The 26,670-nt window shown below is 72.3% G+C and carries 18 protein-coding genes and 1 pseudogene; 5 read left to right on the top strand and 14 right to left on the bottom strand.

Features of this window, described 5'->3' with window-relative positions; translation table 11 throughout:
- Together EEJ42_RS53195 and EEJ42_RS28265 are read left to right on the top strand one after the other, a co-directional pair.
- Positions 1-134: pseudogene (locus EEJ42_RS53195) on the top strand (ferritin-like domain-containing protein); the annotation flags it as partial.
- 39 nt (positions 135-173) lie between these two features.
- Positions 174-1,103 (top strand): aminoglycoside phosphotransferase family protein, encoded by a 930-nt coding sequence (locus tag EEJ42_RS28265; protein ID WP_123104278.1) that lies wholly within the window; start codon positions 174-176, stop codon positions 1,101-1,103.
- A 395-nt stretch (positions 1,104-1,498) separates the two neighbouring features.
- Here EEJ42_RS28265 and EEJ42_RS28260 read toward each other — a convergent pair whose 3' ends face one another.
- The 7 genes from EEJ42_RS28260 to EEJ42_RS28230 form a co-directional block, all read right to left on the bottom strand.
- Positions 1,499-3,208 carry a proline--tRNA ligase gene (locus EEJ42_RS28260; protein ID WP_123104276.1) on the bottom strand — a complete coding sequence of 570 codons (1,710 nt, stop codon included), beginning with the start codon at positions 3,206-3,208 and terminating at the stop codon, positions 1,499-1,501.
- Positions 3,209-3,292: 84 nt separating this feature from the next.
- Positions 3,293-3,859 (bottom strand): GNAT family N-acetyltransferase, encoded by a 567-nt coding sequence (locus EEJ42_RS28255; protein WP_246097444.1) that lies wholly within the window; start codon positions 3,857-3,859, stop codon positions 3,293-3,295.
- 30 nt (positions 3,860-3,889) lie between these two features.
- The gene (locus EEJ42_RS28250; protein ID WP_123104274.1) at positions 3,890-4,735 is read right to left on the bottom strand and encodes a GNAT family N-acetyltransferase; all 846 of its coding nucleotides are present in this window, start codon (positions 4,733-4,735) and stop codon (positions 3,890-3,892) included.
- Positions 4,736-4,884: 149 nt separating this feature from the next.
- Positions 4,885-6,042, bottom strand: a complete 1,158-nt coding sequence (gene ispG / locus EEJ42_RS28245) for a flavodoxin-dependent (E)-4-hydroxy-3-methylbut-2-enyl-diphosphate synthase (RefSeq protein ID WP_009714680.1) — start codon at positions 6,040-6,042, stop codon at positions 4,885-4,887.
- 140 nt (positions 6,043-6,182) lie between these two features.
- Complete coding sequence (locus EEJ42_RS28240; protein WP_123104272.1) at positions 6,183-7,484, bottom strand: M50 family metallopeptidase; 1,302 nt, start codon at positions 7,482-7,484, stop codon at positions 6,183-6,185.
- The gene (gene dxr / locus EEJ42_RS28235) at positions 7,481-8,746 is read right to left on the bottom strand and encodes a 1-deoxy-D-xylulose-5-phosphate reductoisomerase (RefSeq protein WP_123104270.1); all 1,266 of its coding nucleotides are present in this window, start codon (positions 8,744-8,746) and stop codon (positions 7,481-7,483) included. Before dxr ends, EEJ42_RS28240 begins: the two co-directional genes overlap by 4 nt.
- Before the next feature lie 80 nt (positions 8,747-8,826).
- Complete coding sequence (locus tag EEJ42_RS28230; RefSeq protein WP_123104268.1) at positions 8,827-10,761, bottom strand: acyl-CoA dehydrogenase family protein; 1,935 nt, start codon at positions 10,759-10,761, stop codon at positions 8,827-8,829.
- A gap of 212 nt (positions 10,762-10,973) precedes the next feature.
- Between EEJ42_RS28230 and EEJ42_RS28225 the strand changes: the two genes are divergently transcribed.
- Positions 10,974-11,981 carry a LacI family DNA-binding transcriptional regulator gene (locus EEJ42_RS28225; RefSeq protein ID WP_123104266.1) on the top strand — a complete coding sequence of 336 codons (1,008 nt, stop codon included), beginning with the start codon at positions 10,974-10,976 and terminating at the stop codon, positions 11,979-11,981.
- A 99-nt stretch (positions 11,982-12,080) separates the two neighbouring features.
- The gene (locus tag EEJ42_RS28220) at positions 12,081-14,186 is read left to right on the top strand and encodes a glycoside hydrolase family 31 protein (RefSeq protein WP_246097443.1); all 2,106 of its coding nucleotides are present in this window, start codon (positions 12,081-12,083) and stop codon (positions 14,184-14,186) included.
- A gap of 52 nt (positions 14,187-14,238) precedes the next feature.
- Here the strand turns inward: EEJ42_RS28220 and EEJ42_RS28215 are convergent, their stop codons facing one another.
- The 5 genes from EEJ42_RS28215 to EEJ42_RS28195 are packed head-to-tail and all read right to left on the bottom strand — an operon-like array spanning position 14,239 to position 20,663.
- Entirely contained in the window at positions 14,239-14,943 is a 705-nt protein-coding gene (locus tag EEJ42_RS28215) for a GH12 family glycosyl hydrolase domain-containing protein (RefSeq protein ID WP_123104264.1), read from the bottom strand.
- Positions 14,944-14,988: 45 nt separating this feature from the next.
- Positions 14,989-16,980 (bottom strand): beta-galactosidase, encoded by a 1,992-nt coding sequence (locus EEJ42_RS28210; RefSeq protein ID WP_123104262.1) that lies wholly within the window; start codon positions 16,978-16,980, stop codon positions 14,989-14,991.
- Positions 16,981-17,014: 34 nt separating this feature from the next.
- Entirely contained in the window at positions 17,015-17,971 is a 957-nt protein-coding gene (locus EEJ42_RS28205) for a carbohydrate ABC transporter permease (RefSeq protein ID WP_123104260.1), read from the bottom strand.
- A complete protein-coding gene (locus EEJ42_RS28200) occupies positions 17,968-18,981 on the bottom strand; it encodes an ABC transporter permease (RefSeq protein WP_246097442.1) in 1,014 nt (337 codons plus the stop codon). Before EEJ42_RS28200 ends, EEJ42_RS28205 begins: the two co-directional genes overlap by 4 nt.
- The gene (locus EEJ42_RS28195; protein ID WP_123104258.1) at positions 18,981-20,663 is read right to left on the bottom strand and encodes an extracellular solute-binding protein; all 1,683 of its coding nucleotides are present in this window, start codon (positions 20,661-20,663) and stop codon (positions 18,981-18,983) included. Before EEJ42_RS28195 ends, EEJ42_RS28200 begins: the two co-directional genes overlap by 1 nt.
- 256 nt (positions 20,664-20,919) lie before the next feature.
- Between EEJ42_RS28195 and EEJ42_RS28190 the strand changes: the two genes are divergently transcribed.
- Positions 20,920-23,820, top strand: a complete 2,901-nt coding sequence (locus tag EEJ42_RS28190; protein WP_123104256.1) for a glycoside hydrolase family 3 C-terminal domain-containing protein — start codon at positions 20,920-20,922, stop codon at positions 23,818-23,820.
- 46 nt (positions 23,821-23,866) lie between these two features.
- Here the strand turns inward: EEJ42_RS28190 and EEJ42_RS28185 are convergent, their stop codons facing one another.
- Both EEJ42_RS28185 and EEJ42_RS28180 read right to left on the bottom strand, forming a co-directional pair.
- On the bottom strand, positions 23,867-25,327 hold the full coding sequence (locus EEJ42_RS28185) for an aldehyde dehydrogenase family protein (RefSeq protein ID WP_123104254.1): 1,461 nt from the start codon (positions 25,325-25,327) through the stop codon (positions 23,867-23,869).
- 157 nt (positions 25,328-25,484) lie between these two features.
- On the bottom strand, positions 25,485-26,670 hold a 1,186-nt coding region (locus EEJ42_RS28180; protein ID WP_148082043.1), incomplete at its 5' end, for a PucR family transcriptional regulator.

Here is a 26,670-nt window from a genome sequence, read left to right as displayed (position 1 = left end):
CGGGCGCGCTGCGCGAGGCGGCGGTCCGGTCGGTGCGCTGGCGGGGCGGCGGCGTAGCCTTCCCTGGGCTCACCGAGCGCGCCGCGCCGGCCGCCCCGTCCCCGTCGGCGAGCGGAGCGGCCGACGGGGTCTGATGGTCGAAGAGTACGTAGGCGACAGGGGGCAGCTCGGGAATGGCAGCGGACACGGGGGACTCGAGACCTCTCCAGGTGCCGAAGCGGCTGCTGGACGCGGTGGGCGACGATCCGGCGGAGCCCGTACGGAGCTGGCTGGACAGCCTGCCGCAGCTGGCCGCGCGGCGGCTGGGCGCATGGGAGCTGACCCCCGAGCGGGTCGTCACGCCCGGCGGCCGCGGCGGCCTGGTCGTGCTCGTACGGCAGGCGGACGGCACCCCGGCGGCGCTCAAGTTCCCCGTACCGGGACCGGGCCGGGGCGATGAGGCGGCCGCGCTCGCGCACTGGAACGGCTGGGGCGCGGCCCGGCTCCTGCGCGCCTCCTCGGAGGACGGCGCGCTGCTGATCGAGCGGCTCCAGTCCGCCGTGTCGCTGCGCTCGCTGCCCGAGGCGAAGGCGCTGCTGGAGGCGGCGGGCACGGTACGGCGGCTGTGGGTGCCGCCGCCCGCCGACTCGTTCGGCACCGTCGAGGAGCGGACCGGGGCGGCCGCCGAAATGCTGCCGACGCTCGCCTCGGGGGCCTGGGCGGCCGACGTACGCCCGCTCGCCGACGAGGCCCTGGAACTGCGGTCCGGCCTGACCGCCCAGCCGCCCGAACGGCTGCTGCTGCACGGCGACTTCCGGCAGGGCAAGGTGCTGGCCGGGGAGCGGACGCCATGGCTCGCGGTGGGCCCGCGACCGGTCGTCGGGGAGCGCGCGTACGACCTGGCGCGGCTGGTCCTCGACCGCTGCGAGGACCTCGCCGCGGGCCCCGGCCCGGCCGCGGCCGCGCGGCGCCGGATCGCCAAGCTGGCCGACTCCCTGGACGTCGACCGCGACCGCCTGCGCGGCTGGTCCCTCTTCCGGGCCGTGGAGGCGGGCCTGCGCCACGGGGCGGCGGGTGACCGGCGGCGGGCCGAGCTGCTGCTGGAGTTCGCGGGCTGGCTGTAGTCCCCACCCCGCCCCTTCCCGAACCCAGGGACTCCGCCCCTGGACCCCGACACCCCGGGCCGCGCCGGATCCGGTGCCCTACGGGCCGGAGGCCCCAGGCGCCGCGCCTCGGGCCTCCGGCCCGGAGGCCCTTCGCGGCGCGCAGTCCCGGCATGGACCGCCCGTCGCGGGGCAGTCCCGGCCCCGGGCGGAGGCAGAGCCCCCGGCCGAGAACAGAGCCGGAGCCCGCGGCGCGGGCCGAGCCCCTGACAGTCCCGGTCCCGGCGTGGGCAGAAGCCCGTCTCGGGCCGGACCCCCGACGAGGAGCAGGGTGGAGCCCCGGCGTGGGGCGGGGCCGCGGCCCCGGTCCGGCACGGTGGCAGCCCCGCCCGGTGGGGCGGGGGCTGGTGCCTGGGTCAGGCGGTGAGGCGGGACAGCGCTTCGTCGATCGGGAGTTCTTCGCGGTCGCCGGTGCGGCGGTCCTTGAGTTCGACCACGCCGTCCTTCGCGCCGCGGCCGACGACCAGGATCGTCGGGACGCCGATCAGCTCCGCGTCGGTGAACTTCACGCCCGGGGAGACGCCGGCGCGGTCGTCGACCATGACCCGGACGCCCGCCGTGCCCAGCTTCTCGGCGAGGTCCAGGGCCAGCTCGGTCTGGAGGGCCTTGCCCGCCGCGACGATGTGGACGTCGGCCGGGGCGACCTCGCGGGGCCAGCAGAGGCCGGAGTCGTCGTGGGTCTGCTCGGCGAGGGCGGCGACCACGCGGGAGACGCCGATGCCGTACGAGCCCATGGTGACCCGCACCGGCTTGCCGTTCTGGCCGAGCACGTCGAGCTGGAAGGTGTCGGCGTACTTGCGGCCGAGCTGGAAGATGTGGCCGATCTCGATGGCCCGGTCGAGCGCGATGCCCGTGCCGCACTTGGGGCAGGGGTCGCCGGGCTCGACGACGACCACGTCCAGGTAGTCGTCGACCTCGAAGTCGCGGCCGCAGACGACGTTGCGGGCGTGGGTGTCCGGCTTGTTGGCGCCGGTCACCCAGGCGGTGCCGGGGGCGACCCGCGGGTCGGCGATGTAGCGGAAGGACTTGCCCGCCAGGCCCTGCGGGCCGACGTAGCCGCGGACCAGGTCGGGGCGGCCCTCGAAGTCCTCGGCGGTGACCAGCTCGATCTCGGCCGGGGCCAGGTGCTCGCCCAGCTTGCCGAGGTCGACCTCGCGGTCGCCGGGGACGCCCACCGCGGTGATCTCGCCGTCGACCTTGATCAGGAGGTTCTTGAGGGTGGCGGAGGCCGGGACGCCCAGGTGCTCGGCGAGGGTCTCGATGGTGGGGGTGTCGGGGGTGTCCAGCTCCTCGACCGGCCCGTGCTCGGCGCCCTCGACGGCCGGGACGGCGGTGGTGACCGCCTCCGTGTTGGCCGCGTAGTCGCAGTTCGGGCAGTCCACGAAGGTGTCCTCACCGGCCGCCGCGGGGGCCAGGAACTCCTCGGAGGCGGAGCCGCCCATCGCGCCGGAGACGGCCGAGACGATGCGGTAGTCGAGGCCCAGGCGCTCGAAGATCCGCTGGTAGGCCTCGCGGTGCAGCCGGTAGGACTCGGCCAGGCCCTCGTCGCTGGTGTCGAAGGAGTACGAGTCCTTCATCTGGAACTCGCGGCCGCGCAGCACGCCCGAGCGCGGCCGGGCCTCGTCCCGGTACTTGGTCTGGATCTGGTAGAGCATCACCGGCAGGTCCTTGTAGGACGTGCACTGGTCCTTGACCGTCTGGGTGAAGATCTCCTCGTGGGTGGGGCCGAGGAGGTAGTCGCCGCCCTTGCGGTCCTTGAGCCGGAACAGCAGGTCGCCGTATTCCTCCCAGCGGCCGCTCGCCTCGTACGGCTCCTTGGGGAGCAGCGCGGGCAGCAGCACCTCCTGGGCGCCGATCGCGTCCATCTCCTCGCGCACGATGCGGGAGACGTTCTCCAGGACCTTCTTGCCGACCGGCAGCCAGGTCCAGATGCCCGCGGACGCGCGGCGGACGTAGCCGGCCCGGACGAGCAGCTTGTGGCTGGCGGTCTCGGCGTCGGCCGGGTCTTCGCGCAGTGTCTTCAGCATCAAGGTGGACATGCGCTGGACGTGGGCGGCGTTGGCCATGGGGTCTTCTCCTGCGTACGAGATGGATGTCAGGAGGTTAGCCGCCCGGGTACGCAACCCGGAAATGCGCTCCGTAAGCGCACGCTACCTCCGCAGCGGCAGGGGGGCGCCCATCACGGCGTACGGGCTCGGTGCGCTCGGGAAGAGCACCGGGCGGGCCAGGTCGCGGTAGCCCAGCGAACGGTAGAGGCAGCGCGCGGGGCTGTCGGTGTCGATGGCCGAGAGGATCGAGCGCGGCTGCACGGCGCCGTCGGTGATGGCGGTGATCAGCCGGCGGCCGATGCCGCGGTTCTGGTAGCGGGGGTGGACGTGCAGCTCGGTGATGACGAAGGCGTCGTCCAGCCAGTCCTCGTGCCCGGCCGCGCGCAGATAGGGCTGGACGATGGTGGACCACCAGTGGGTGCGGTCGTTGGGCATGCCGTAGACGAAGCCCACGAGCCGCCCCTCCGGGGTGGTCGCGCCGAGGGCGCGGGCGCCGGGGCTGGTGAGGTGGCGCAGCACGATGTGCCGCCGTACGCCGATCTCCTCGTCCGTCAGCCCGAAGGCCACGGCCTGCACGGCCAGCGCGTCGTCCACGCGCGCGGCGAGGTCGAGCGGGCCGACGACGACACCTCGGGGGTCCGGGGGGTGGTCCCCGGGCATCTCCAGCATGGGCGGCACCCTACTGGCCCGGTCCGGCGATCAGAACAGCACGCTCATGAACGCGCCGACCTCCTGGAAGCCGACGCGGCGGTACGCGGCGCGGGCCGCGGTGTTGTAGTCGTTGACGTAGAGACTGGCCACCGGCGCGATCTCGTTCAGCGCGTAGCCCAGCACGGCGGCCATGCCGGTCTCGGAGAGCCCGCGGCCGCGGTATTCGGGGGCGACCCAGACGCCCTGGATCTGGCAGGCGTGCGGGGTGGCGGCGCCGATCTCGGCCTTGAAGACGACGCGGCCGTTCTCGACGCGGGCGAACGAGCGCCCGGCTGCGACGAGTTCGGCGACCCGCGCCTGGTAGAGCAGTCCGCCGTCGCCCGCGAGCGGTGAGACGCCGACCTCCTCGGTGAACATCGCCACGCACGCGGGCATGATCACGTCCATCTCGTCCTTGCGGATCCGCCGCACCCGCGGATCGGGCGGGACGTCGGCGGGCATCGAGGTGGTGACCATGAGCGGCTGACGCGCGCGGACCTCACGGGCCGGGCCCCAGCTGGGCTCCAGCAGGGACCACAGCTCGGCCGTGGTGTCGGCGGGGCCGACGATCGAGGAACAGCGCCGCCCGGACCGGCGGGCGCGCTCCGCGAAGCCGCGCACGGCCTCGGGGGTGGCGCAGATGGGGACGAGGTTGGCCCCGGCGTAGCAGAGCGACTCGAGCCGTCCGCCGCTGTACCAGCCCCACATCTCGCCGCCCAGCCGCCACGGGTCCAGGCCGGCGACCTGGACGCGGGCGGCGACGAAGGCGTTGGAGACGGGGTCGCGGTTGAGCACCGCGAGGGCCGAGTCGAGCTCCTGGGGCTCGAGGACCCTGGTGGTGGACGTCGTCAGCACGTGTCGGTTTGCCTCACCGGTTGCGGGCCTGCGGGCCGGAGGGGGACTCGATTCCCCGCACTGTACCGCCCCCTCTGTTATGGCTCGTTTCTCCCCCGGCTACCGCTGGGAGGTGCCCCCGCCGGGGTCACACCCTCCCCCGGCTGCCGTCACCCGCCGACGGAGACCTGCGGTTCGCCGGAGGCGATGCCGTCCTTCTCCATCTGCTCGGCGATCTTCATCGCCTCGTCGATCAGGGTCTCCACGATCTTCGACTCCGGCACGGTCTTGATGACCTCGCCCTTCACGAAGATCTGCCCCTTGCCGTTGCCGGACGCCACACCGAGGTCCGCCTCGCGGGCCTCGCCCGGGCCGTTGACGACGCAGCCCATCACGGCGACCCGCAGCGGGACCTCCATGCCGTCCAGCCCGGCCGTGACCTCGTCGGCCAGCTTGTAGACGTCGACCTGCGCGCGCCCGCACGACGGGCACGAGACGATTTCCAGCCGCCGCTGCCGCAGGTTCAGCGACTCCAGGATCTGGATGCCGACCTTGACCTCCTCGGCCGGCGGCGCCGACAGCGATACCCGGATCGTGTCGCCGATGCCCTCGCTCAGCAGCGCGCCGAAGGCCACCGACGACTTGATCGTGCCCTGGAACGCGGGCCCGGCCTCGGTGACGCCGAGGTGGAGCGGGTAGTCGCACTGGGCGGCCAGCTGGCGGTAGGCGTTGACCATGACCACCGGGTCGTTGTGCTTCACCGAGATCTTGATGTCCCGGAAGCCGTGCTCCTCGAACAGCGAGCACTCCCACAGGGCCGACTCCACCAGCGCCTCGGGCGTGGCCTTGCCGTACTTCTCCAGCAGCCGCTTGTCCAGCGATCCCGCGTTGACGCCGATGCGGATGGGCGTCCCCGCGTCCGAGGCCGCCTTCGCGATCTCCTTGACCTTGTCGTCGAACTGCCGGATGTTCCCCGGGTTCACCCGCACGGCCGCACAGCCGGCGTCGATCGCGGCGAAGACGTACTTCGGCTGGAAGTGGATGTCCGCGATGACCGGGATCTGCGACTTCCTGGCGATCACGGGCAGCGCCTCGGCATCGTCCTGCGACGGGCAGGCGACCCGCACGATCTGGCAGCCCGACGCCGTCAGCTCCGCGATCTGCTGGAGCGTCGCCCCGATGTCCGCGGTCACCGTCGTCGTCATCGACTGCACCGAGATCGGTGCGTCGCCGCCCACGGCGACCGGCCCGACCTGGATCTTCCGGCTGACCCGGCGGTCGGCGAGCTTGGTCGGTACGGACGGCATTCCGAGTGAGATCGCAGTCATCTGGTTCGTAGCCCCAAGAAGGTGTTTGAGTGGCCCGAGATCGGCGGGCTCCGGGTCCGAGATTACGGCACCGGGTGGCGCCCCAGCACACTCCGGGCCCGAAGTCCACCCAAAGGCGAACTTCGGGACAGGTCGGATCATCAGGAAATTCGTACGGGGTTCACCACGTCGGCCACCAGAACGAGCAGCGTGAAGCAGATGAAGATGCCGGCGATCACATAGGCGACCGGCATCATCTTGGCCACGTCGAACGGACCGGGGTCGGGCCGCCGGACCAGGCGCGCGAGGCGGCGGCGCAGGGACTCCCACACCGCGCCCGCGATGTGACCGCCGTCCAGCGGCAGCAGCGGCAGCATGTTGAACAGGAACAGCGAGAGGTTGAACCCGGCGACGAGGAAGAGCATCGTGGCGACGCGCTGCGAGGGCGGGATGTCGAGGTTGGCGACCTCGCCGCCGACCCGGGCGGCGCCGACGACGCCCATCGGGGAGTCCGCCTTGCGGGGCGCGTCCCCGAAGGCCGCGTTCCACAGGTCGGGGACCTTGGAGGGCAGGGCGACCAGGGACTGGACGCCGTCCTCGACCATGGTGCCCATGCGGTCCACGGACTGGCCGAGGGACTGCTTCACCACGCCGTTGGCCGGGGTGAAGCCGAGGAACCCGGCGCTCACGTACTGGCCCTCGACATAGCCGCCGTTCCCGTCGGACTTGGCGACCTTGTTGGTGATGAGGTCGGCGTGCAGGGTCTTGCGGGCGCCGTCCCGCTCGACGGTGATCGTCGCGGGTCCCGTGGTCTTGCGGATGTCCTGCTGGAGGGCGCTCCAGTCCGCGACGCGGTGGCCGTTGAAGGCGACGATCTTGTCCCGCGGCTGGAGCCCCGCGGCCTTGGCCGGGGAGTCCTTGGCGCCCTTGGGGCACTTGTCGGTCGAGGACGAGGCCGGGACCACACACGCGGAGACGGTGCCGACGCTGGTCGTCTGGGTGTTGACGCCGAAGCTCATCATCACGCCGACGAAGATCACCACGGCGAGGACCAGGTTCATGAACGGCCCGGCGAACATCACGATCACGCGCTTCCACGGCGCGCGCGTGTAGAACATGCGGGTCTCGTCGCCGGGCTGGAGCTCCTCGTAGGCGGCCGACCGGGCGTCCTCGATCATGCCGCGCCACGGGGAGGTGGACCGCTGGGTGACCTTGCCGTCGTCCCCGGGCGGGAACATCCCGATCATGCGGATGAAGCCGCCGAACGGGATCGCCTTGATGCCGTACTCGGTCTCCCCCCGCTTGCGGGAGAAGATCGTCGGCCCGAAGCCGACCATGTACTGCGGGACCCGGATGCCGAAGAGCTTGGCCGTGGAGAGGTGGCCGAGCTCGTGCCAGGCGATCGAGATCCCGAGGCCGACGGCGAATACGACTATGCCGAGGACCGTCATCAATGTCGTCATGCGTGACCCTCCGGGGTCGCCTTCGCCGCGCGGGCGGCCAGTTCACGGGCGCGGGCACGGGCCCACGTCTCGGCTTCGAGGACGTCCGCGACGGTGAGCTGAGTTCCCGCGGAGGGGGCGCCGTGCTCGGCAACCACTTCCGCGACCGTATCGACAATTCCGTTGAAGGGCAGCTTCCGGTCGAGGAAGGCGTCCACGCACTCCTCGTTCGCCGCGTTGAAGACTGCCGGGGCGGTGCCGCCGAGACCGCCGACGTGCCGGGCGAGGTCGACCGAGGGGAAGGCCTCGGTGTCGAGGGGGAAGAACTCCCAGGTGTGGGCCCTGGTCCAGTCGCAGCCGGGGGCGGCGTCCGGCACCCGCTCGGGCCAGCCGAGACCGAGCGCGATCGCCATCCGCATATCGGGCGGGCTCGCCTGGGCGAGCGTCGAGCCATCGGTGAATTCAACCATCGAGTGGATATACGACTGAGGGTGGACGACCACCTCAATCCGCTCGAAGGGAATGTCGTAGAGCAGGTGGGCCTCGATGACCTCCAGCCCCTTGTTGACGAGCGTCGCGGAGTTGATCGTGATCACCGGCCCCATGTCCCAGGTGGGGTGGGCCAGCGCGTCCGCGGGGGTGACCTTCGTCAGCTCCTGCTTGGTACGTCCCCGGAAGGGGCCCCCGGACGCGGTGACGACCAGCTTGCGGACCTCCGCCCTGGTGCCGCCGAGCAGCGCCTGGAAGAGGGCGGAGTGCTCGGAGTCGACGGGGATGATCTGGCCGGGCTTGGCGATCGCCTTGACCAGCGGGCCGCCCACGATGAGCGATTCCTTGTTCGCGAGCGCCAGCACCCGCCCCGCCTCCAGGGCGGCCAGGGTCGGCGCGAGGCCGATGGAGCCGGTGATGCCGTTGAGCACGGTGTGGCACGCGGAGCGGGCCACCTCGACGGCCGCGTCCGGCCCGGCCAGGATCTCCGGCAGCGGCTCGCCCGCGCCGTACCGGCCGGACAGCGCCTCGCGCAGCGCGGGCACCGCGTCCTCGCGGGCGACCGCGACGGTGGCCACCTTCAGCCGGTGGGCCTGCTCGGCGAGCAGGTCGGCCCGCCCTCCGGCGGCGGACAGGGCGGTCACCCGGAAGCGGTCCGGGTTGCGCAGGATCACGTCGATGGCCTGGGTGCCGATCGATCCCGTGGAGCCCAGGATCACGATGTCGCGGGGGCTGCCGGGGTCGGCGGGGGCTGCCGGGGGGCGCAGATGCGGGTCAGCCAGGGAATCCGTCATCTGCCCATTGTTGCGTCAGCCGCTTCGTGCGCCTAAACCGGCGCCGCCCGCGCGCACGGCGGGAGCGGCGCCGGGCGCCGTCAGTGGACGGGGCGGTGGACGTTGTCCCTCGTCGAGGGCCCGGGGGTGGCGTCGGCGATCCACGGTCCTTCGCCGCTGGGGTCGAGGATGCCCGCCTCCAGCCACTCGTACGAGCCGGAGAGCACCCCGGAGACCACCTTGCGGTCGAGGTCGTCGGTGTTGGTCCACAGCCGGCCGAAGAGTTCGTCGGCGCGGATGCGGGCCTGCCGGCAGAAGACGTCGGCCAGCTGGTACGCCTCGGCGCCGTGGTCGCCGCGGCTGCGCAGCATCTCGGCGCGCACACAGGCCGCGCTCATCGCGAACAGCTCCGCGCCGATGTCCACGATCCGGCTGAGGAAGCTCTGTTTGGTCTCCATCCGGCCCTGCCAGCGGGACATGGCGTAGAACGTGGACCGGGCGAGCTTGCGCGCAGAGCGCTCGACGTAGCGCAGATGCGGGGACAGGTCCCGGTGGCCGGGCGGGGCGAACTCGGCGTAGGCGCGCGGGAGATGGCCGGGGCCGGTGACCAGGCCCGGCAGCCAGCGGGCGTAGAAGCCGCCCGCCTTGGCGGCCGCCCTGCCCTTGTCCGACAGGGACTTGTCCGGGTCGATGAGGTCGCCCGCCACCGACAGGTGCGCGTCCACGGCCTCCCGGGCGATCAGCAAGTGCATGATCTCGGTGGAGCCCTCGAAGATCCGGTTGATGCGCATGTCGCGGAGCATCTGCTCGGCGGGGACCGCCCGCTCCCCGCGGGCGGCGAGCGAGGCCGCGGTCTCGAAGCCGCGGCCGCCGCGGATCTGGACCAGTTCATCGGTCATCAGCCAGGCCATCTCGCTGCCGTAGAGCTTCGCGAGCGCCGCCTCGATGCGGATGTCGTTGCGGTCCTCGTCGGCCATCTGGGAGGCGAGGTCGATGACCGCCTCCAGCGCGAAGGTGGTCGCCGCGATGAAGGAGATCTTGGCGCCGACGGCCTCGTGCCGGGCGATCGGCTTGCCCCATTGCTCACGGGCCGCGGACCATTCGCGGGCGATCTTCAGGGACCACTTCCCGGCGCCCGCGCACATCGCGGGCAGCGAGAGCCGCCCGGTGTTGAGCGTGGTCAGCGCGATCTTGAGACCGGCGCCCTCGGGGCCGATACGGTTGGCCGCGGGGACCCGGACCCGGTGGAAGCGGGTCACCCCGTTCTCGATGCCGCGCAGCCCCATGAAGGCGTTGCGGTTCTCGACGGTGACGCCCTCGGCGGCCGTCTCGACGATGAAGGCGCTGATCCCGCCCTTGTGACCGTCGGACTTGGGCACCCGGGCCATGACGACGAGGAGGTCGGCGACCACGCCGTTGGTGGTCCACAGCTTGACGCCGTCGAGGATGTAGTCGTCCCCGTCGGGGACCGCGGTGGTGGCGAGCCGCGCCGGGTCGGACCCGACGTCCGGCTCGGTCAGCAGGAAGGCCGATATGTCGGTGCGGGCGCAGCGCGGCAGGAAGCGGTCCTTCTGGTCCTGGGTGCCGAACAGCTTGACCGGCTGGGGCACGCCGATGGACTGGTGGGCGGAGAGCAGCGCGCCGATGGCGGGGCTGACGGAGCCGGCCAGCGCGAGGGCCTTGTTGTAGTAGACCTGGGTGAGGCCCATGCCGCCGTACTTGGTGTCGATCTTCATGCCGAGCGCGCCGATCTCCTTGAGGCCCTGGATGGTCTCGTCGGGGATCTGCGCATCGCGCTCGATGCGGGCGGGGTCGATCCGGGTCTCGCAGAACTCGCGGAGCTTGGCGAGGAACGCCTCGCCGCGGCGCACATCGTCGGGCGCGGGCGCGGGGTGCGGATGGATCAGATCGAGGCGGAAGCGGCCGAGGAACAGTTCCTTGGCGAAGCTCGGCTTGTGCCATACCTGTTCGCGTGCGGCCTCGGCGACCTGGCGCGCTTCACGCTCGGACACCGGCCTGACGGATGATGCGGTCATCGGTGCTCCCTTGCCGCAAATGACGATCTCGTGACATTACCGGCACGTACCGCTGTTCAGTGTGCCTCCGGCGGGCCGGGTCGGCAAAGCGGTGCGGCACGGTGACGTGCTGGTGAAGCGCTTCGACACTCTCTGGACAGCCTGCGCCGGGCAGGTCTACTGTCTGCGTCGAAGCGCTTCGCTGTCCCTTCCCGCCGGACGGAGTCCCCCGCATGGTCACTCTCGCCGAGGTCGCCCGCCACGCCGGAGTCTCCGCCAGCACGGTGAGCTACGTCCTCAGCGGCAAGCGCTCGATCTCGGCGCCCACCCGGGAGCGCGTCGAGCGGTCCATCAAGGAGCTGGGCTACCACCCGAACGCCGGAGCCCGCGCCCTCGCCAGCAGCCGCTCCAACATCATCGCGCTGATGGTGCCGCTGCGGACGGACATCTACGTGCCGGTGATGATGGAGGTCGCCATCGCGGTCGCCACCACCGCCCGCGCGCACGGGTACGACGTGCTGCTGCTCACCGGCGAAGAGGGCCCCGCGGCGGTGCGCCGGGTCACCGGCAGCGGGCTCGCCGACGCCATGATCCTGATGGACATCGAGCTGGAGGACGAGCGGCTGCCGCTGCTGCACGCGGCCCGCCAGCCCACCGTGCTGATCGGGCTGCCCGCCGACACCATCGGCCTGACCTGCGTCGATCTCGACTTCACCGCCACCGGCGCGCTGTGCGCCGAGCATCTGGCAGCCCTCGGCCACCGGGAGATCGCCGTGATCGGCGAGGCGGCGGCCGTCTACGAGCGCCACACCGGGTTCGCCGAACGGACCCTGGACGGGCTGCGCGCGGCCGCCCGCGAGCTGGGGCTGCGGCTGCTGCACCGCCCGTGCGAGGGCAGCTACGAGTCGATGGACGGCACCCTGTCCCGGATCTTCGACGAGCGCCCCGGCACCACCGGCTTCATCGTCCAGAACGAGGCCGCCATCGATCCCCTGCTGAGCCTGTTGCGGCGGCAGGGGCGGGCGGTCCCCGAGGACGTCTCGGTGGTCGCCGTCTGCCCCGACCAGGTGGCCACCAGCGCGTCCGTGCGGCTCACCTCGGTCGCCATCCCCGCGCAGGAGATGGGGCGGCGCGCCGTCGAGCTGGTGGTGGCCAAGCTCCAGGGCGACGCCTCCGAGCAGGTGGCGCTGCTCCCTCCGGAGCTGACCGTACGGGCCAGCTCGGGCCCGCCGCCGTCCTGACGCCGCTGGCACTGCTGGCTCTGCTGGCACCGCTGACGCCGCGACCCGTACGCACCGGCCGTACGACCCCTCACCGCCGCACCCCCGAGGAGCGCATCCGTGAACCCGTCGCCGCTCATCCCCGCCTCGCCCGTCTCTTCCGTCACGTCGGTCTCTTCCGCGCTCGCCCAGTCCTCCCCCACCGTCGGCACCCTCGCCGAGCGCGGCGGGGCCCTGGAGTGGAGCGGACGCCAGGAGACCGTACGGCTCGAACCGTGGGGGCCCGACGCGATCCGGGTGCGCGCCCGGCTCGGCGGGCTGGTCCTCGACGGACTGCCCGGCGCGCTCGAGGACGCCCCGCCGCCGTCCGCCGCGTCCGTCGAGGTGGCGGACGGGCACGCCACGCTGACCAACGGCGCGCTCACCGCCGAGGTCGCCGCGGACGGCATGATCCGCTTCGTGCGGACCGCGGACGGCGCGGAGCTGCTGGCCGAGGAGCGCGCCCACTTCTGGTGGCCGGGGCCACGGCTGCGGACCGCGACCGGCAACGGCTACCACCGCCTGGAGCAGCGCTTCCGCGCGTACGAGGGCGAGAAGCTGTACGGGCTGGGGCAGCACCAGCACGGGCTGCTCGACCAGAAGGGCGCCGTCGTCGACCTCGTCCAGCGCAACTCCGAGGTCACCATCCCCGTCCTGACCTCCAGCCGCGGCTACACGCTGCTGTGGAACAACCCGGCGGTCGGGCGCGTCGAGCTGGGCGCGACCGGCACCCGCTGGGTCGCCGACAGCGCCCGCCAGATCGACTACTGGATCACCGCCGGGGATCCGGCCACCGCCCAGCGCCGCTACACCGCGGTCACCGGCCGCGCCCCCATGCTGCCCGAGTGGGCGGCCGGGTTCTGGCAGTGCAAGCTGCGCTACCGCACCCAGGAGGAGCTGCTGAGCGTCGCCCGCGAGCACCGGCGGCGCGGGCTGCCGATCTCCGTCATCGTGTGCGACTTCTTCCACTGGACGCATCTGGGCGACTGGAAGTTCGACCCCGTCGCCTGGCCCGACCCGGCCGCGATGGTGCGGGAGCTGGACGAGCTGGGCATCCGGCTGGTGGTGTCGGTGTGGCCGTCGGTCTCGCCGCTGAGCGAGAACCACGCCACCATGGAGCAGCGCGGCTTCCTGATCGGCACCGAGTACGGCCCCGTGGCGCACGCCGACTGGCCCGACCGGCGCGAGGGCGAGCGGATCCAGGTCGCCTTCTACGACGCCACCCACCCCGGGGCGCGGGAGTTCGTCTGGTCCCGGGTGCGGCAGAACTATCTGGAGCCGTACGGCATCCGCGCCTTCTGGCTGGACGCCTGCGAGCCCGAGCTGAAGCCCGGCTTCTCCGCGAACCTGCGCTACCACGCGGGCCCCGGTCTCGAGGTCGGCAACCTCTACCCGCGCGAGAACGCCCGCGCGCTGTACGACGGGATGCGGGCGGCGGGCGAGGAGGACGTCGTCACCCTCATCCGCTCGGCCTGGGCGGGCAGCCAGGCCTACGGCGCCGTCCTGTGGTCCGGCGACATCGGCACCGACTTCCCGACCCNGTGGTCCGGCGACATCGGCACCGACTTCCCGACCCTGCGCCGCCAGATCGCCGCCGGGCTCAACGTGGCACTGTGCGGCATCCCGTGGTGGAACACCGACATCGGCGGCTTCCACGGCGGCGACCCGGACGACCCGGCCTACCGCGAGGTGCTGATCCGCTGGTTCCAGTTCGGTGCGCTGTCCCCGGTGATGCGGCTGCACGGCTACCGCACCCCGGGGCTGCCGCTCGGCCCGCAGATGACCGGCGGCCCGAACGAGGTGTGGTCGTACGGCGAGGAGGCCGAACAGATCCTGGCCTCGTATCTGCGGCTGCGCGAGCGCCTCAAGCCGTATCTGCTGGAGCAGATGCGCACCGCCCACGAAGAGGGCCTGCCGCCGCTGCGCCCGCTCTTCCTGGAGTTCCCCGACGACCCGGCCGCCTGGGACATCGCCGACTCCTACCTGCTGGGCCCGGACCTCCTGGTCGCCCCGGTCCTGGAAGCGGGCGCGGTCGAACGGACGGCGTACCTCCCGGCGGGCGCGCGCTGGACGGACGCCTGGACGGGCGAGGAGTACGACGGCGGGCGGCCGGTGACCGTCCCCGCTCCCCTGGACCGCATCCCGCTGTTCCTGCGGGACGGCGCCCGGCTGCCGGTGCGGGACTGACCGCCGGAGGGGGCGTACCGCCGCCACGGGGAGCGGCGGCGGTACGCGGGCCTCAGCCGGCGCTGACGCCGAAGCTCTTGGTGCGGAAGTCCAGGCCGCCGGCCGACGAGGTGATCTCGTAGCCGAACTGGACGTCACCGATGGTCACGTCGCCGAACCAGCCCTTGGTGTTCTTGATCCAGTTCACGATGGACTTGATGTCCACGGTGCCGGAGCTGGAGTTGGAGCTGCGGATGAAGGAGAAGACCTGGTTGGCGCCGTTGCTGCCCTTGTAGACGGTCCAGCTGTGCCCGCCGAGGGTGACGGTGCCCTGGGAGGTGCCGAGGGGGCCGACCGCACCGGTCTTGTTGACCCACAGCATGATCTCGTAGTCGTAGTTGCTGTCCCAGATGTCGTACGAGGTGTTGTACGCGCCGGAGGACGGGACCGTCACGCTGTAGTTGCTGGTGAGGCTGTTGATGGCGCTGATCTTCTTGCCGACGACCTTCTTGGCGTTGGGGTAGGACTTGATGCCGCCGGTGTTCGGGTGGTTGGCCCACACCCCCCAGTCGGCGGCGGAGTTGGCCCAGATGGTCTGGGAGCCCGCGCCGGAGCCCCAGATGTTGTTGTAGAGCGTGTAGCCGCCGGTGGACCAGTTGCCCCACTGGTCGGAGGAGGACCAGGTGGCGGCCTGGGCGGGGGCGGCGGCGAAGCCGACCACGGCGAGGAGCGCCAGTAACGGCGTCAGGAGGAGCGAACGCACGGCTCGTCTTGGCACGATGCCGATTCCTTTCGGGTGGGGGGATTCCGGGGATGTATGGCGTCAGAGCGGGGCCAGGGCCACGACCGCGAAGCGGTCCAGCCTGACCTGGGTGTCGTACGCGCGGCCGGTCAGCAGATCGGTGCGCGCGGACGGGAGGGGGACGACCGCCGGGGAGCGGCCGTGGTTGAGGAGGAAGAGGAGGTCGCCGCGCGGTACGGCCTCGACGCCCTCGGGGATGCCGGGCAGCGGCGGCGCCAGCCCGGCCTCGTCGGCGGCGCGGCCCAGCAGGGCGCGCAGGGCGGCGGGATCGGGGAGGGTGGAGACGTACCAGGCGGTGCCGTCGCCGTAGGCGTTGCGGGTGACGGCGGGCAGGCCGTCCAGTTCGCCGCCCTTGATCCGGGCGACCGGTTCGGCGGTGGCCGTCTCCAGGTCCTCGGACCAGAGGGTGCCGGTGAACGGGCCGAGCCAGGGGCTCTCGGCGGTCACGGTCTCGTCCTCGTCCAGCGGCCACCACTCGTGGACCGTGCGCAGGCCCAGGATGTCGCGCAGCCGCTGGTCGACTCCGCCGGGGCGGACCCGGTCGTCCTCGTCGGCGACGCCGGTGAAGAAGCCGCAGACGAGGGTGCCGCCGCCGCGGACGTAACCGGCCAGGTTCTCCAGCGCCTCGTCGGTCAGCAGATACAGATGGGGGACGGCGACCAGGGCGTAGTCGGCGAGGTCGGCGTGCGGATGGGCGAAGTCGGTGGTGAGGTTCTGCTCCCACAGGGCCTGGTGCCAGGCGCGCAGCACCTGGTCGTAGTGGAGCCGGGAGGAGGGACGGCCGTCCTGGACGCTCGCCCACCAGGCGTGCCAGTCGTGGAGGATGGCGGCCCGGGCCGGGACGTCGCCGCCCGCTGCGGCCCCCAGCTCGCGCAAGGAGGCGCCGAGTTCGCGCACCTGGCGATACGTGCGGCTGTGCTCCCCGGCGTGGGGGACCATGCCGGAGTGGAACTTCTCGCTGCCCTGCCGGGACTGCCGCCACTGGAAGAAGCAGACGCCGTCGGCGCCGCGGGCGACGGCCTGGAGCGACCACAGCCGCATCAGCCCCCGCGGCTTGGGGTGGTTGACGCCGCGCCAGTTGACCGGGCCCGCGGCCTGTTCCATCAGCACCCACGGCCCGCCCGCCTGGGAGCGGGTCAGGTCGTGGATCATCGCTCCGTACGCGCCGCCGTACGGGTCCTTGGGGTCGGGGTAGACGTCGACGGAGACGACGTCCTCCTCGGCGGCCCAGGCCCAGCCGTCCTGGCCGATGAACAGCGGCATGAAGTTGGTGGTCACCGGGATGTGCGGGGTGCGCGCGGCCAGCGCGTCGCGCTCGGCGGTGAAGCACTCCAGCAGCGCGTCGCTGGTGAAGCGGCGGAAGTCCAGCGCCTGGGCGGGGTTGCCCAGGTACTGGGCCCGGCGCGGCGGAATGATCTCCTCCCAGGAGTCGTAGCGCTGGCTCCAGAAGGCGGTCCCCCACGCCTCGTTGAGCGCGTCGAGGCGGCCGTACTTGGCGCGTAACCAGCGGCGGAAGTGGGCGGCGGTGGTGTCGCACCAGCAGTGGGTGCCGTACTCGTTGCCGACGTGCCACATCCGCAGGGCGGGATGGCCGCCGTAGCGGTCGGCCAGGTCCTCGGTGATCCGCAGCGCGTAGTCGCGGTAGACGGGGGACGAGGCGCAGTACTGGTTCCGCGAGCCGTACCAGACGACTCCGCCGGTTTCGTCGCGCGGCAGGGTCTCGGGGTGGCGGGCGCCCATCCAGGGCGGCGGGGAGGCGGTCGGGGTGGCCAGGCACACCTCGATGCCGCCCTGGTGGAGCAGGTCCAGGACCCGGTCGAGCCAGTCGAACTCGCGGGCCCCGGGGCGGGGTTCGAGCGTCGCCCAGGAGAAGACGCCGACCGTGACGGTGGTGACGCCCGCCTCGCGCATCAGCCGGATGTCGTCGTGCCAGACGCTCTCGGGCCATTGCTCGGGGTTGTAGTCGGCGCCGTAGAGGATGCGGCCGCGGGTGGCGTCGTTCAGGTCGGGCATACCTGCTCTTCCGGGGTCGGGACGGGCGGCTCGGTCAGCCCTTGACGGCGCCGATGAGCATGCCCTTGGTGAAGTGCTTCTGGACGAACGGGTAGAGGACCGCGACGGGGATCAGCGCGAGCACCATGACGGCCATCTGCACGGCCAGGCTCGGGATCTGCTGGGTGGAGATCATCTGGGACATGCCCTGCGGCGCCTGCTGTTTGATGACGAGCTGGCGCAGGATCATCTGGAGCGGCCACATCTGCTGGTCGTTCAGGTAGAGCATCGCGTTGAACCACTGGCTCCAGTAGCCGACCGCGTAGAACAGCGACACCACCGCGATCACCGCCCTGGACAGCGGCATCACGATCTGGAACAGGATCCGCCACTCCCCCGCGCCGTCGATGCGCGCGCTGTCGACCAGCTCCGGCGCGGTGTCCTGGAAGAACGCGCGCAGCACCAGCACATTGAAGACCGAGATGGCGCTCGGCAGGATCATCGACCAGTAGCTGCCCTCCAGGCCGACCCCGGTGACCAGCAGATACGTGGGGATCAGCCCGGCGTTGAAGAACATGGTGACGAGCAGCAGCATCAGGATCGGACGGTGGAGGAACGACCCGGAGCGGGAGAGTCCGTAGGCGCACAGCACGGAGACGGCGGTGCTGATCGCCGTGCCCACCGCGGTGAGCGCGAGGCTGACGAGCGTCGCGCGGGTCACGGTGCCGCCGCTCAGCAGCTCGGTGTAGGCCCGGAAGGTGATCGTCTTGGGGACGATCACCAGACCTCCGGCCTCGGTGATGGTCTTCTGGTCGGAGAGGCTGGTCACGACCACCACCCACAGCGGGCCGAGGATCGCCAGGCACACCCCGGTCAGGGTGATGCCCTTGATCCCCTGACCGACCTTGCCCGGCTCCTCCTCCCACACCGGGCGCTTCTCCCGGCCGCGTCGGCGCAGCGGCTCGCCGGAGGGTGTCGCGGCCGGGGCAGCGGGCCGCTCGGTCACGGTCATTTCCGGTAAACCCCCTGCTCGCCGAGCATATGGGCGACTTTGTTGGCGATCAGGACCAGGGCGAGGCTGAAGACGCCCTTGATCAGGCCGCCCGCGGCGGCGATCCCGTAGTCGGTGTTGGCGATGCCGACCCACCACACATAGGTGTCGAAGACCTCCGAGGCGCCCGGCCCCACCGCGTCGCGCTGGAGCAGGATCTGCTCGAAGCCGACGGTCAGCGCGTCGCCGACGCGCAGCACCAGCAGCAGGGCGATCACCGGGCGCAGCGCGGGCAGCGTGACGTGCCACATGCGGCGCCAGCGGCCCGCCCCGTCCACGGCGGCGGCCTCGTACAGGTCCTGGTTGACGGCGGACAGCGCGGCGAGGAACACGATCACGCCCCAGCCCGCGTCCTTCCACACCAGCTGGGCGGTGACGAGGAACTTGAAGACGCCCGGGTCGGTCATCAGGTCGAAGCCCTCGTACCCGTGGGACCGCAGCTGCTGGGCGAGGAGCCCGGCGCCGCCGAGCATCTGCTGGAAGATCGTGATGACCAGCACCCAGGAGAAGAAGTGCGGCAGATACAGGATCGACTGCACCAGGCCCCGGAGCCGGTCGCTGAGCACGCTGTTGAGCAGCAGCGCGAGCGCGACCGGAACCGGGAAGAACAGCACCAGCTGGATGAAGGTGATGCTGAGGGTGTTGGCGAAGGCGTCCCAGAAGCGGCTGTCCTGGAAGAGCAGGGTGAAGTTCTCGAACCCGACCCAGGGGCTGGTCCACAGCCCCTGGGTGAACGGGTCGTAGTCCTTGAAGGCGACCGTGGTCCACAGCAGCGGGACGTAGGTGAACAGCACCAGCAGTCCGACGGCGGGCGCCGTCATCAGCAGCAGGGTGCGGTCGCGGCGCAGCCGGTGCCACCACCGGACACGGTCCGCGGGGCGGCCGCGGGTGCCCCGGCGGCCGCCGCGCTCCGGTCGGTCGCCGGTCGCCGTCCGGCCGTCGGGGTGCCGGTCGCGGAGGTGCACCGCCATCAGGCGCCGCTGCCGTTCTCTTCCAGGAGCTTGGCGTACCAGTCGCGGAGCCGGTCGCCGCCGCCGCTGCGCCAGTCGCTGATGGCCCGCTGGGCGTCCTTGATGGTCTTGCGGCCGCGGGTGACGTCCTTGGCCAGGTCCTCGAAGGGTGTGTAGAGGGAGGCGTACCGGTTGGGCTCCTGGATCTGCATGCCGTAGAAGAGCGGCTTCTTCGCGAACTTGCCCATGCGCTGCATCCAGCCGCAGTAGTCCTTAACCATCTGCGGGAAGTCCGGATACGCGACGCTGGCCTGGGGGGACGCGATGAAGCGGTAGGTGTCCTGGACGTCCCGCACACCGGTGGCGTTCTTGACCGGGAGGCCCTTCTTCAGGGTGTGGTGCACGCCTTCGACGCCGTAGTCGATGAGGCGCTGCTCCTTGGTGCCGTAGGGGGCGGCGATGAAGTCGGCGAGGGCGAGGATCTCCTCGATCTGCTCCTTGCCGAGGTTCTTGTTGAGGAAGGACCAGATCGCGGCGGGCGGGTCGAGGTAGATGACCGGGTCGCCGCCGTCGGGGCCGAAGTAGTCCATTCCCTGGATCTTGAAGTCGGGGTGGGGGCCGGCCTGTTCGAAGGTGGCGCCGTACCATTTGGCGTCGCCGTCGTTGTAGATGAGGGTCTGGCCGGAGGTGAAGCGGGTCAGCGCGTCATTGGCCTTCCCGGCGATGGCGTCGGGGTGGACATAGCCCTTGGCGAAGAGCTTGCGGCACCACTCCAGGGCCTCCAGATAGTTGTCGGTCTCCACCTTGTGGACGAGCTTTCCGTCCTTCTCCACCCAGTAGTACGGCTTTTCGCCCGGGCAGCCGAAGAACCGCTGTGCCGCCCACCACATGTCGTCGCACGCCCACACCTTGCTCTTGGGCCGGGTGATCTCCTTGGCGAGGGCGAGGAATTCGTCCGGGCTCTTCGGGACCTGATATCCGTTCTTCTTGAACAGGTCCTCGCGGTAGTACGGGATGACCCCGGAGAGCGGACGGGAGGGCATCGGCAGACCGCGGAGCTTGCCGCCGAAGACGGACATCTGCCAGGCGGCGGTGGGAATGGCGGCCAGGTTGGGGTATTTCTTGACCTTGTCGCCGGAGAGATACGGGCCGAGGTCGGCGAATTTGGCGCTGACCGCGCCGTGGATCTTTCCGCCCATCTCCCACAGCGGAATCATCACGATGTCGGCGATGTCTCCGGAGGCGAGGACCGCGCTGAGCTTTTCGCCGTAGGTGTTGCCGTCCTGCGGCTGAAGCTTGATCTTCGCGCCGAGCGCCTCGTTGACGGCCTTGTAGTAGGCGTTGTTCTTGGGCGGCGGAGTGCCCCACAGCGGCTCGAACATGGTGTAGCTGCCGCCGTGGCCGGGCTTGCCCCGCACGGAGGCGACCAGTTCGGCGGGGGGCGGGGCCTTGGTGTAGCCGGGGCTGGAGCCGTTGACACTCGGAATATCCGGGTCCGCCACCTTCGAGGCCACATAGGTCGGCAGCAGCTTCTTCAGCTCCTTGCCGGAGGTGGTCCCGTTCTTGTTGCCGCCGCTCTCCGTGGAGCACGCGGACAACAGCGGAACGCCTCCCGTCACGGCCGCCGCGGCGATCGCCGTGGAGGCCAGGAAGGTTCTCCGGCTGGGAGGGGAAGTGGAGGCCGAAGCCTGGGAGTTCGGCATTGCGTCAACCCTTCGTGGCGAGCCCGCCGTACGACCGATGGTCGAAGCGCTTCGATATTGCGCTGAGATTAAGTCGGGGGGTCAGGTCGCGCAAGGGCCGGACGGGAAGCAGTGGTCGACGTTCCGTTGATTCTCGCCTTTTCACAACCGGATGGCGGGAAAGGGGCGTTGAGTCGTCGAGCCTTGACAGGGCAGGCTCTGGGCCCGCAGCATCGAAGCGCTTCGAATCACACCTCCGACCTCCGCGAGGAGACCTGTGAGCGGTTGCGAGCCCGGTGAGCCGACGCCCCGTCCGCCCTTCCGCGATCCGCGGCTGCCGCTCGGCACCCGCGTGGACGACCTGCTCACCCGGCTCACCCCCGACGAGCGGATCGCGATGCTCCACCAGTACGCCCCCGCGGTGGAGCGGCTCGGCCTCGCCGCCTTCCGCACCGGGCAGGAGGCGCTGCACGGCGTCGCCTGGATGGGTCCCGCGACGGTGTTCCCGCAGGCGGTCGGGCTCGGCGCCACCTGGAGCCCGGACCTGGTGCGGCGGATCGGCGAGGCGGTCGGCACCGAGGTGCGGGCCATGCGCGCCCGCGACCCGCGGGTCGGGCTCAATGTGTGGGCGCCCGTGGTCAATCTGCTGCGCGATCCGCGCTGGGGCCGCAACGAGGAGGGGTACGCCGAGGATCCGTACCTCACCTCCGCCCTGGCCGCCGCCTACACCCGCGGGCTGCGCGGCGACCACCCGGACCGCTGGCGCACCGCCCCGGTGCTCAAGCACTGGCTGGCGCACAACAACGAGACCGACCGCGACACCACGTCGTCCTCCGTGCGCCCACGCGTCCTGCACGAGTACGACCTCGCGGCGTTCCGCGGCGCTGTGCGGGCGGGCGCGGTGGCCGGGGTGATGCCCGCGTACAACCTGGTCAACGGGCGGCCCAACCACGTCTCCCCGTATCTGCGGGAGCACCTGCGCACCTGGACCGACCAGCGGCTGGTGGTCTGCTCGGACGCGGGCGCGCCCTCCAACCTGGTCGACTCCGAGCACTACTTCGCCACCCACGAGGAGGGCGTGGCGGCCGCCCTGCTCGCCGGGGTGGACAGCTTCACCGACCACGACCAGGACTCCTCGAAGACGATCGACCGGGTGCGGGGCGCGCTGGCGCGCGGGCTCATCGACGCGTCCGTCGTCGACACGGCGGTGCGGCGGCTGCTGACGATGCGGTGCGCGCTGGGCGAGTTCGACGGGGAGGACGATCCGTACGCCGACCCGCGGGGCGCCGGTTTCGACACGCCCGCGCACCGGGCGCTCGCCCTGGAGGCCGCCGAGCAGGCCGTCGTCCTGCTCAAGAACGACGGGCTGCTGCCGCTGTCGCCGTCCGCCACCGGCACCGTGGCGGTGGTCGGCCCGCTCGCCGACGAGTGCAAGCTCGACTGGTACAGCGGCAGCCTGCTGCGCCGCAGCTCGCTGCGCGAGGGACTGGCCGCGCGGCTCGGCGCGGACCGTGTGGTGTGCGTGGAGGGGACGGACACCGTGCGGCTGCGCACCGCGGCGGGCTGGGTGCGGGTGCCACCCGGTGCCGTGGCGGAGGAGCGGGGGCGGGAGGCAGCGCGGGAGGCGGCGCTCAACCCGGCGCACGCGACGGGGCGCACCGACCTGCCGCCGCTGGCCATCGGCGACACCCCCACCGACCTGGCCCTGGCCGACTGGGGTGGGGGCGTGTTCACGCTGCGCGCCCCCTCCGGGCGTTATCTGACGGTCGCCGACGACGGCTTCGTACGGGCCGCCGCCGAGCAGCCCGGGGGCTGGGTGGTCCAGGAGACGTTCGCGCTGGAGCGGCACGGCGACGGACATCTCCTCAGGCACGGCGGGACGGGCGGGTATGTCTGTGTCGCCGCCGACGGCCTGAAGGTTGCCGACCGGTCCCGGGCCGAGGTCTTCCACCGTGAGGTCGTCGAACGCGGCGAGGACGCCGTCGCGCGCGCCGCCGCCGGCGCCGACGCGGTCGTCGTCGTCCTGGGCAACGATCCGCACATCAACGGCCGCGAAACCGAGGACCGCACCACCCTCGCCCTGCCCGCCGGGCAGGACCGGCTGTGGCGCGCGGCCCACGCCGCCAACCCGCGCACCGCACTGGTGCTGACCAGCAGCTACCCCTACGCCGTCGGGGACGCCGCCGACGCGCTGCCCGCGCTGCTGTGGACCGCGCACGGCGGCCAGGCCGCGGGCACCGGGCTGGCCCGGGTGCTGTGCGGCGACGTCTCACCGGCCGGGCGGCTGCCGCAGACCTGGTACGCGTCCGAGGACGACCTGCCGGACCTGCTGGACTACGACATCATCGCCTCGCGCGCCACCTACCTCTACTTCGACGGCGCCCCGCTCTTCCCCTTCGGGCACGGCCTGTCGTACACCCGCTTCGACTACGACGGCCTGCTGGTGCGGCAGGACGGTGACGGGGACGCCGCCGGGGCGCTGGCCGTCGAGTGCACGGTCACCAACTCCGGCCCGTGCGACGGGGACGAGGTGGTGCAGATCTACGCGAGCGCCCCGGGGGCGCGCGTGCCGCGCCCGCACCGCCTGCTGATCGCCCACCGCCGGGTGTTCTTGCGCCGGGGCGAGAGGGTGCGGCTGTTCTTCACCGTGCCGGTGGAGGAGGCGTTCGGGTTCTGGGACGTGGCGCACGGCCGCTGGACCGTCGACCCGGGCCCGTACGAGGTCCACGCGGGCGCCTCCAGCACGGACATCCGCCGCACCGCCGCCCTCACCCTCGACGGCCCGCCGCCCGCCCCGCGCCCGGTGCTGCGGCGCGGGCTGGAGGCCGCGGACCACGACGCGGCGGACGGCACCGTGCTCGTCGACCGCACCAAGGCGCGCGGTGACGCGGTGGCCTGCGGCGGCGAGACGGTCGGCCGACTGCTCTTCCGCGCCTGCGACTTCGGCGCGGGCGCGACGGCGGTCACGGTCGAGGCGGCCCACGAGGGGACGGGCGAGCCGGTGGTCGAACTCCACCTCGCCGACGGCACGCCGCTGGCCACCGTCGCCATCCCGCCCACCGGCGGCCGCTACGCGTACACCACCGTCCGCACCGCCCTGTCCACGCCCCCGGCCGGGGTGCACGACCTCCACGTCACGCTGCGCGGGGCCCTCAGACTGGCCCGCCTCGGCTTCTGAAGGTCGAGGGTCCGGGAGAAGCCGAGGCGGGTCCAGGGGGTGTTCGTTACAGGTCGAGCCCGGTGAGGACCATGACCCGCTCGTACGTGTAGTCCTCCATCGCGAAGCGCACGCCCTCGCGCCCCACGCCGGACTTCTTGGCGCCGCCGTACGGCATCTGGTCGGCCCGGTACGACGGCACATCACCGACGATCACGCCGCCGACCTCCAGCGCGCGGTGCGCGCGGAACGCGGTCTGCACATCGCGGGTGAAGACGCCCGTCTGGAGCCCGTACTTGGAGTCGTTGACGGCCGCGAACGCCGCGTCCTCGTCCGCCGCGCTCTGGACGGTCAGCACCGGGCCGAAGACCTCCTCGCAGGAGATCGTGACGTCCGCCGGGACGTCGGCGAGCACCGTCGGGGCGTAGTTCGCGCCCTCGCGCTTGCCGCCCGTCAGCAGCTTCGCCCCGGCCTGGACCGCCTCGTCCACCCAGGACTCGACGCGCTTGGCCGCGTCCTCGCTGACCAGCGGGCCGACATCGGTCGCGTCATCGGACGGATCGCCGGTGACCTGCCCCTCGACGGCCGCGACGATCTTCGGCAGCAGCCGCTCGTACACGGACGCGTCCGCGATCACCCGCTGCACGGAGATGCAGGACTGGCCGCCCTGGTAGTTGGAGAACGTGCCGATGCGGGTGGCCGCCCAGTCGAGGTCGGGGTCGGTGGCGTAGTCGGAGAGGACGACCGCCGCGCCGTTGCCGCCCAGCTCCAGCGTGCAGTGCTTGTGCGGCACGGACGCCTGGATCGCGTAGCCGACCTTGTCCGAACCGGTGAAGGAGATGACCGGCAGCCGCTCGTCCTGGACCAGTGCGGGCATCTGGTCGTTCGGCACCGGCAGCACGCTCCAGGAGCCCGCCGGAAGGTCGGTCTCGGCGAGCAGTTCGCCGATGACCAGCGCGGACAGCGGGGTCGCGGGCGCCGGCTTGAGGATGATCGGCGCACCGACGGCGAGGGCCGGGGCGACCTTGTGCGCGCACAGGTTCAGCGGGAAGTTGAACGGCGCGATGCCGAGCACGGTGCCCCGCGGGAAGCGGCGGGTCAGCGCGAGACGGCCCACGCCGCCGGGGTCGGTGTCCAGCCGCTGGGCCTCCCCGCCGTTGAACCGGCGGGCCTCCTCCGCCGCGATCCGGAAGACGGAGACGGCGCGGCCGACCTCGCCGCGCGCCCACTTCATGGGCTTGCCGTTCTCGTCCGAGATGAGCCGGGCGATCTCCTCGGTGCGCTCGGCGAGCCGTCGCGACACGTGGTCGAGGGCGGCGGCCCGTACGTGCGCGGGCGTCGCGGCGAACTCCGCGCGCACGGCCTCGGCGGCGGCCACGGCCTCCTCGATCTGCGCCTCGGTGGGAACGCTCACCGCGCCGACGCGCCGGCCGTCCCACGGCGACGTGACCTCGAGCGTGCTCTCGCCCGTCGCCTCGCGGCCGGCGAGCCAGAACGCATGGGTGACAGCTTCGTTTGTGTCTGGCACAGCGGATCCCGACCCTTCTGAAGTGGTGGGGTGATGGTGCGGATGTCTCTCTGCCTCCCACCGTAGGCGCGTGGGACGCGCGGCGCGTTTGTCCGAGGCGGCGCAGTCGGCGCCCGCAGCGCACCGCAATGGCGTGGCGTGTGGTGTGTGGGAAGACTCAGGACTTCAGGGCGGGCGTCGCCGGGGCCGTGGCCTTCAGGGCCAGCCAGAGTTCCATGCGGACATCCGGGTCGTCGAGGGAGCGGCCCAGGATCTCCTCCACGCGGCGCATCCGGTAGCGCAGCGTGTGCCGGTGGACGCCCAGGTCGGCGGCGGCCGCGTCCCACTGGCCGTGCCGGGACAGCCAGGCGCGCAGGGAGGCGACCAGATCGCCGCGGCCGGTCGCGTCATGGTCGTGGAGGGCGCGCAGCATGCCGTCGGCGAAGGCCCGTACGGCGTCGTCGGCGAGCAGCGGCAGCAGCGAACCCGCCGCGACGTGCTCGTGCTCGACCAGCACCCGGCCGCGCCGCCGGGCCACCGACAGGGCCTGCTCCGCCTGCCGGTAGGCGGCCGCGGCCGCGATGGGGCCCGCCGGGGCGGACAGGCCGACCACCAGCTCGCCACCCTGGGCGGTGCGGTCGCGGGGGCGGGTCGCCGTGCCGCGGCGGCTCTCGATCTCCTCGGCGTGCTCCGTACAGACGGCGACGGCGCTCCCGCCGTCCGGGGCCAGCACGATCAGCCGCTCACCGTCGGGCACCACGAGCACCGCCTCCCCGGCGCGGGCGGCGGCCGCCTCCATGGCGTCCACGAGCACGCCGAGGGGGTCGGTGCGGTCCGGGTCGCCCGGCGCCGCACCGGTGCCCGAATCGGCGTCCGCTGACGTCTCCGCCGCTGTCTCGTCGGTCGCGTACGCCGCGTGCGACGGGTGCGCACCGCCGCTCGGCACCGCCTCGGCGACCAGCATCCGGAACGGGGCGTCCAGCAGCCCCCCGTACAGCGGCCCGGCCACCGCCCGGGCGTGGTCCGGCTCCCCCGCGAGCAGCATCCGCAGGACGGCGGTGCCCAGCCGCTGCTCGGCCTCCCGCAGGGCCCGGGACCGCTCGGTGGTCAGGGTCAGCAGCGCCACGGCCGAGTGGACGGCGTACCGCTCGGCGGTGCCCAGCGGCGCGCCCGTACCGACCGCGAGGACGCCCCGGGTCCGGCGCCCGGTGCCCAGCGACTGGAGTTCCACCCGGTCCGTCGGCTCGTCGCCCGCCTCCGCGCCGCTCCCGCCGACCACCACGCTCGCCGGGGCGGGCCGGGCGCGCAGCCGTTCGGCATCGGCGGTGTGGCGGGCGGCGCGGCGGGCCGCCCAGTCGGGGGCG

Source organism: Streptomyces botrytidirepellens (assembly GCF_003721215.1).
GTDB lineage: Bacteria > Actinomycetota > Actinomycetes > Streptomycetales > Streptomycetaceae > Streptomyces > Streptomyces himastatinicus.
The sequence above is the reverse complement of the archived record's forward strand: the minus strand, read 5'-3'. Positions and strand labels throughout refer to the sequence as shown.

Coding starts and splice junctions, on each gene's coding strand:
- EEJ42_RS28210 (WP_123104262.1), bottom strand. CDS start 16,980: ATGCCCGACCTGAACGACGCCACCCGCGGCCGCATCCTCTACGGCGCC.
- EEJ42_RS28260 (WP_123104276.1), bottom strand. CDS start 3,208: ATGGCCAACGCCGCCCACGTCCAGCGCATGTCCACCTTGATGCTGAAG.
- EEJ42_RS28230 (WP_123104268.1), bottom strand. CDS start 10,761: ATGACCGCATCATCCGTCAGGCCGGTGTCCGAGCGTGAAGCGCGCCAG.
- dxr (WP_123104270.1), bottom strand. CDS start 8,746: ATGACGGATTCCCTGGCTGACCCGCATCTGCGCCCCCCGGCAGCCCCC.
- EEJ42_RS28200 (WP_246097442.1), bottom strand. CDS start 18,981: ATGGCGGTGCACCTCCGCGACCGGCACCCCGACGGCCGGACGGCGACC.
- EEJ42_RS28255 (WP_246097444.1), bottom strand. CDS start 3,859: ATGCTGGAGATGCCCGGGGACCACCCCCCGGACCCCCGAGGTGTCGTC.
- EEJ42_RS28205 (WP_123104260.1), bottom strand. CDS start 17,971: ATGACCGTGACCGAGCGGCCCGCTGCCCCGGCCGCGACACCCTCCGGC.
- EEJ42_RS28195 (WP_123104258.1), bottom strand. CDS start 20,663: ATGCCGAACTCCCAGGCTTCGGCCTCCACTTCCCCTCCCAGCCGGAGA.
- EEJ42_RS28240 (WP_123104272.1), bottom strand. CDS start 7,484: ATGACGACATTGATGACGGTCCTCGGCATAGTCGTATTCGCCGTCGGC.
- EEJ42_RS28265 (WP_123104278.1), top strand. CDS start 174: ATGGCAGCGGACACGGGGGACTCGAGACCTCTCCAGGTGCCGAAGCGG.
- ispG (WP_009714680.1), bottom strand. CDS start 6,042: ATGACTGCGATCTCACTCGGAATGCCGTCCGTACCGACCAAGCTCGCC.
- EEJ42_RS28225 (WP_123104266.1), top strand. CDS start 10,974: ATGGTCACTCTCGCCGAGGTCGCCCGCCACGCCGGAGTCTCCGCCAGC.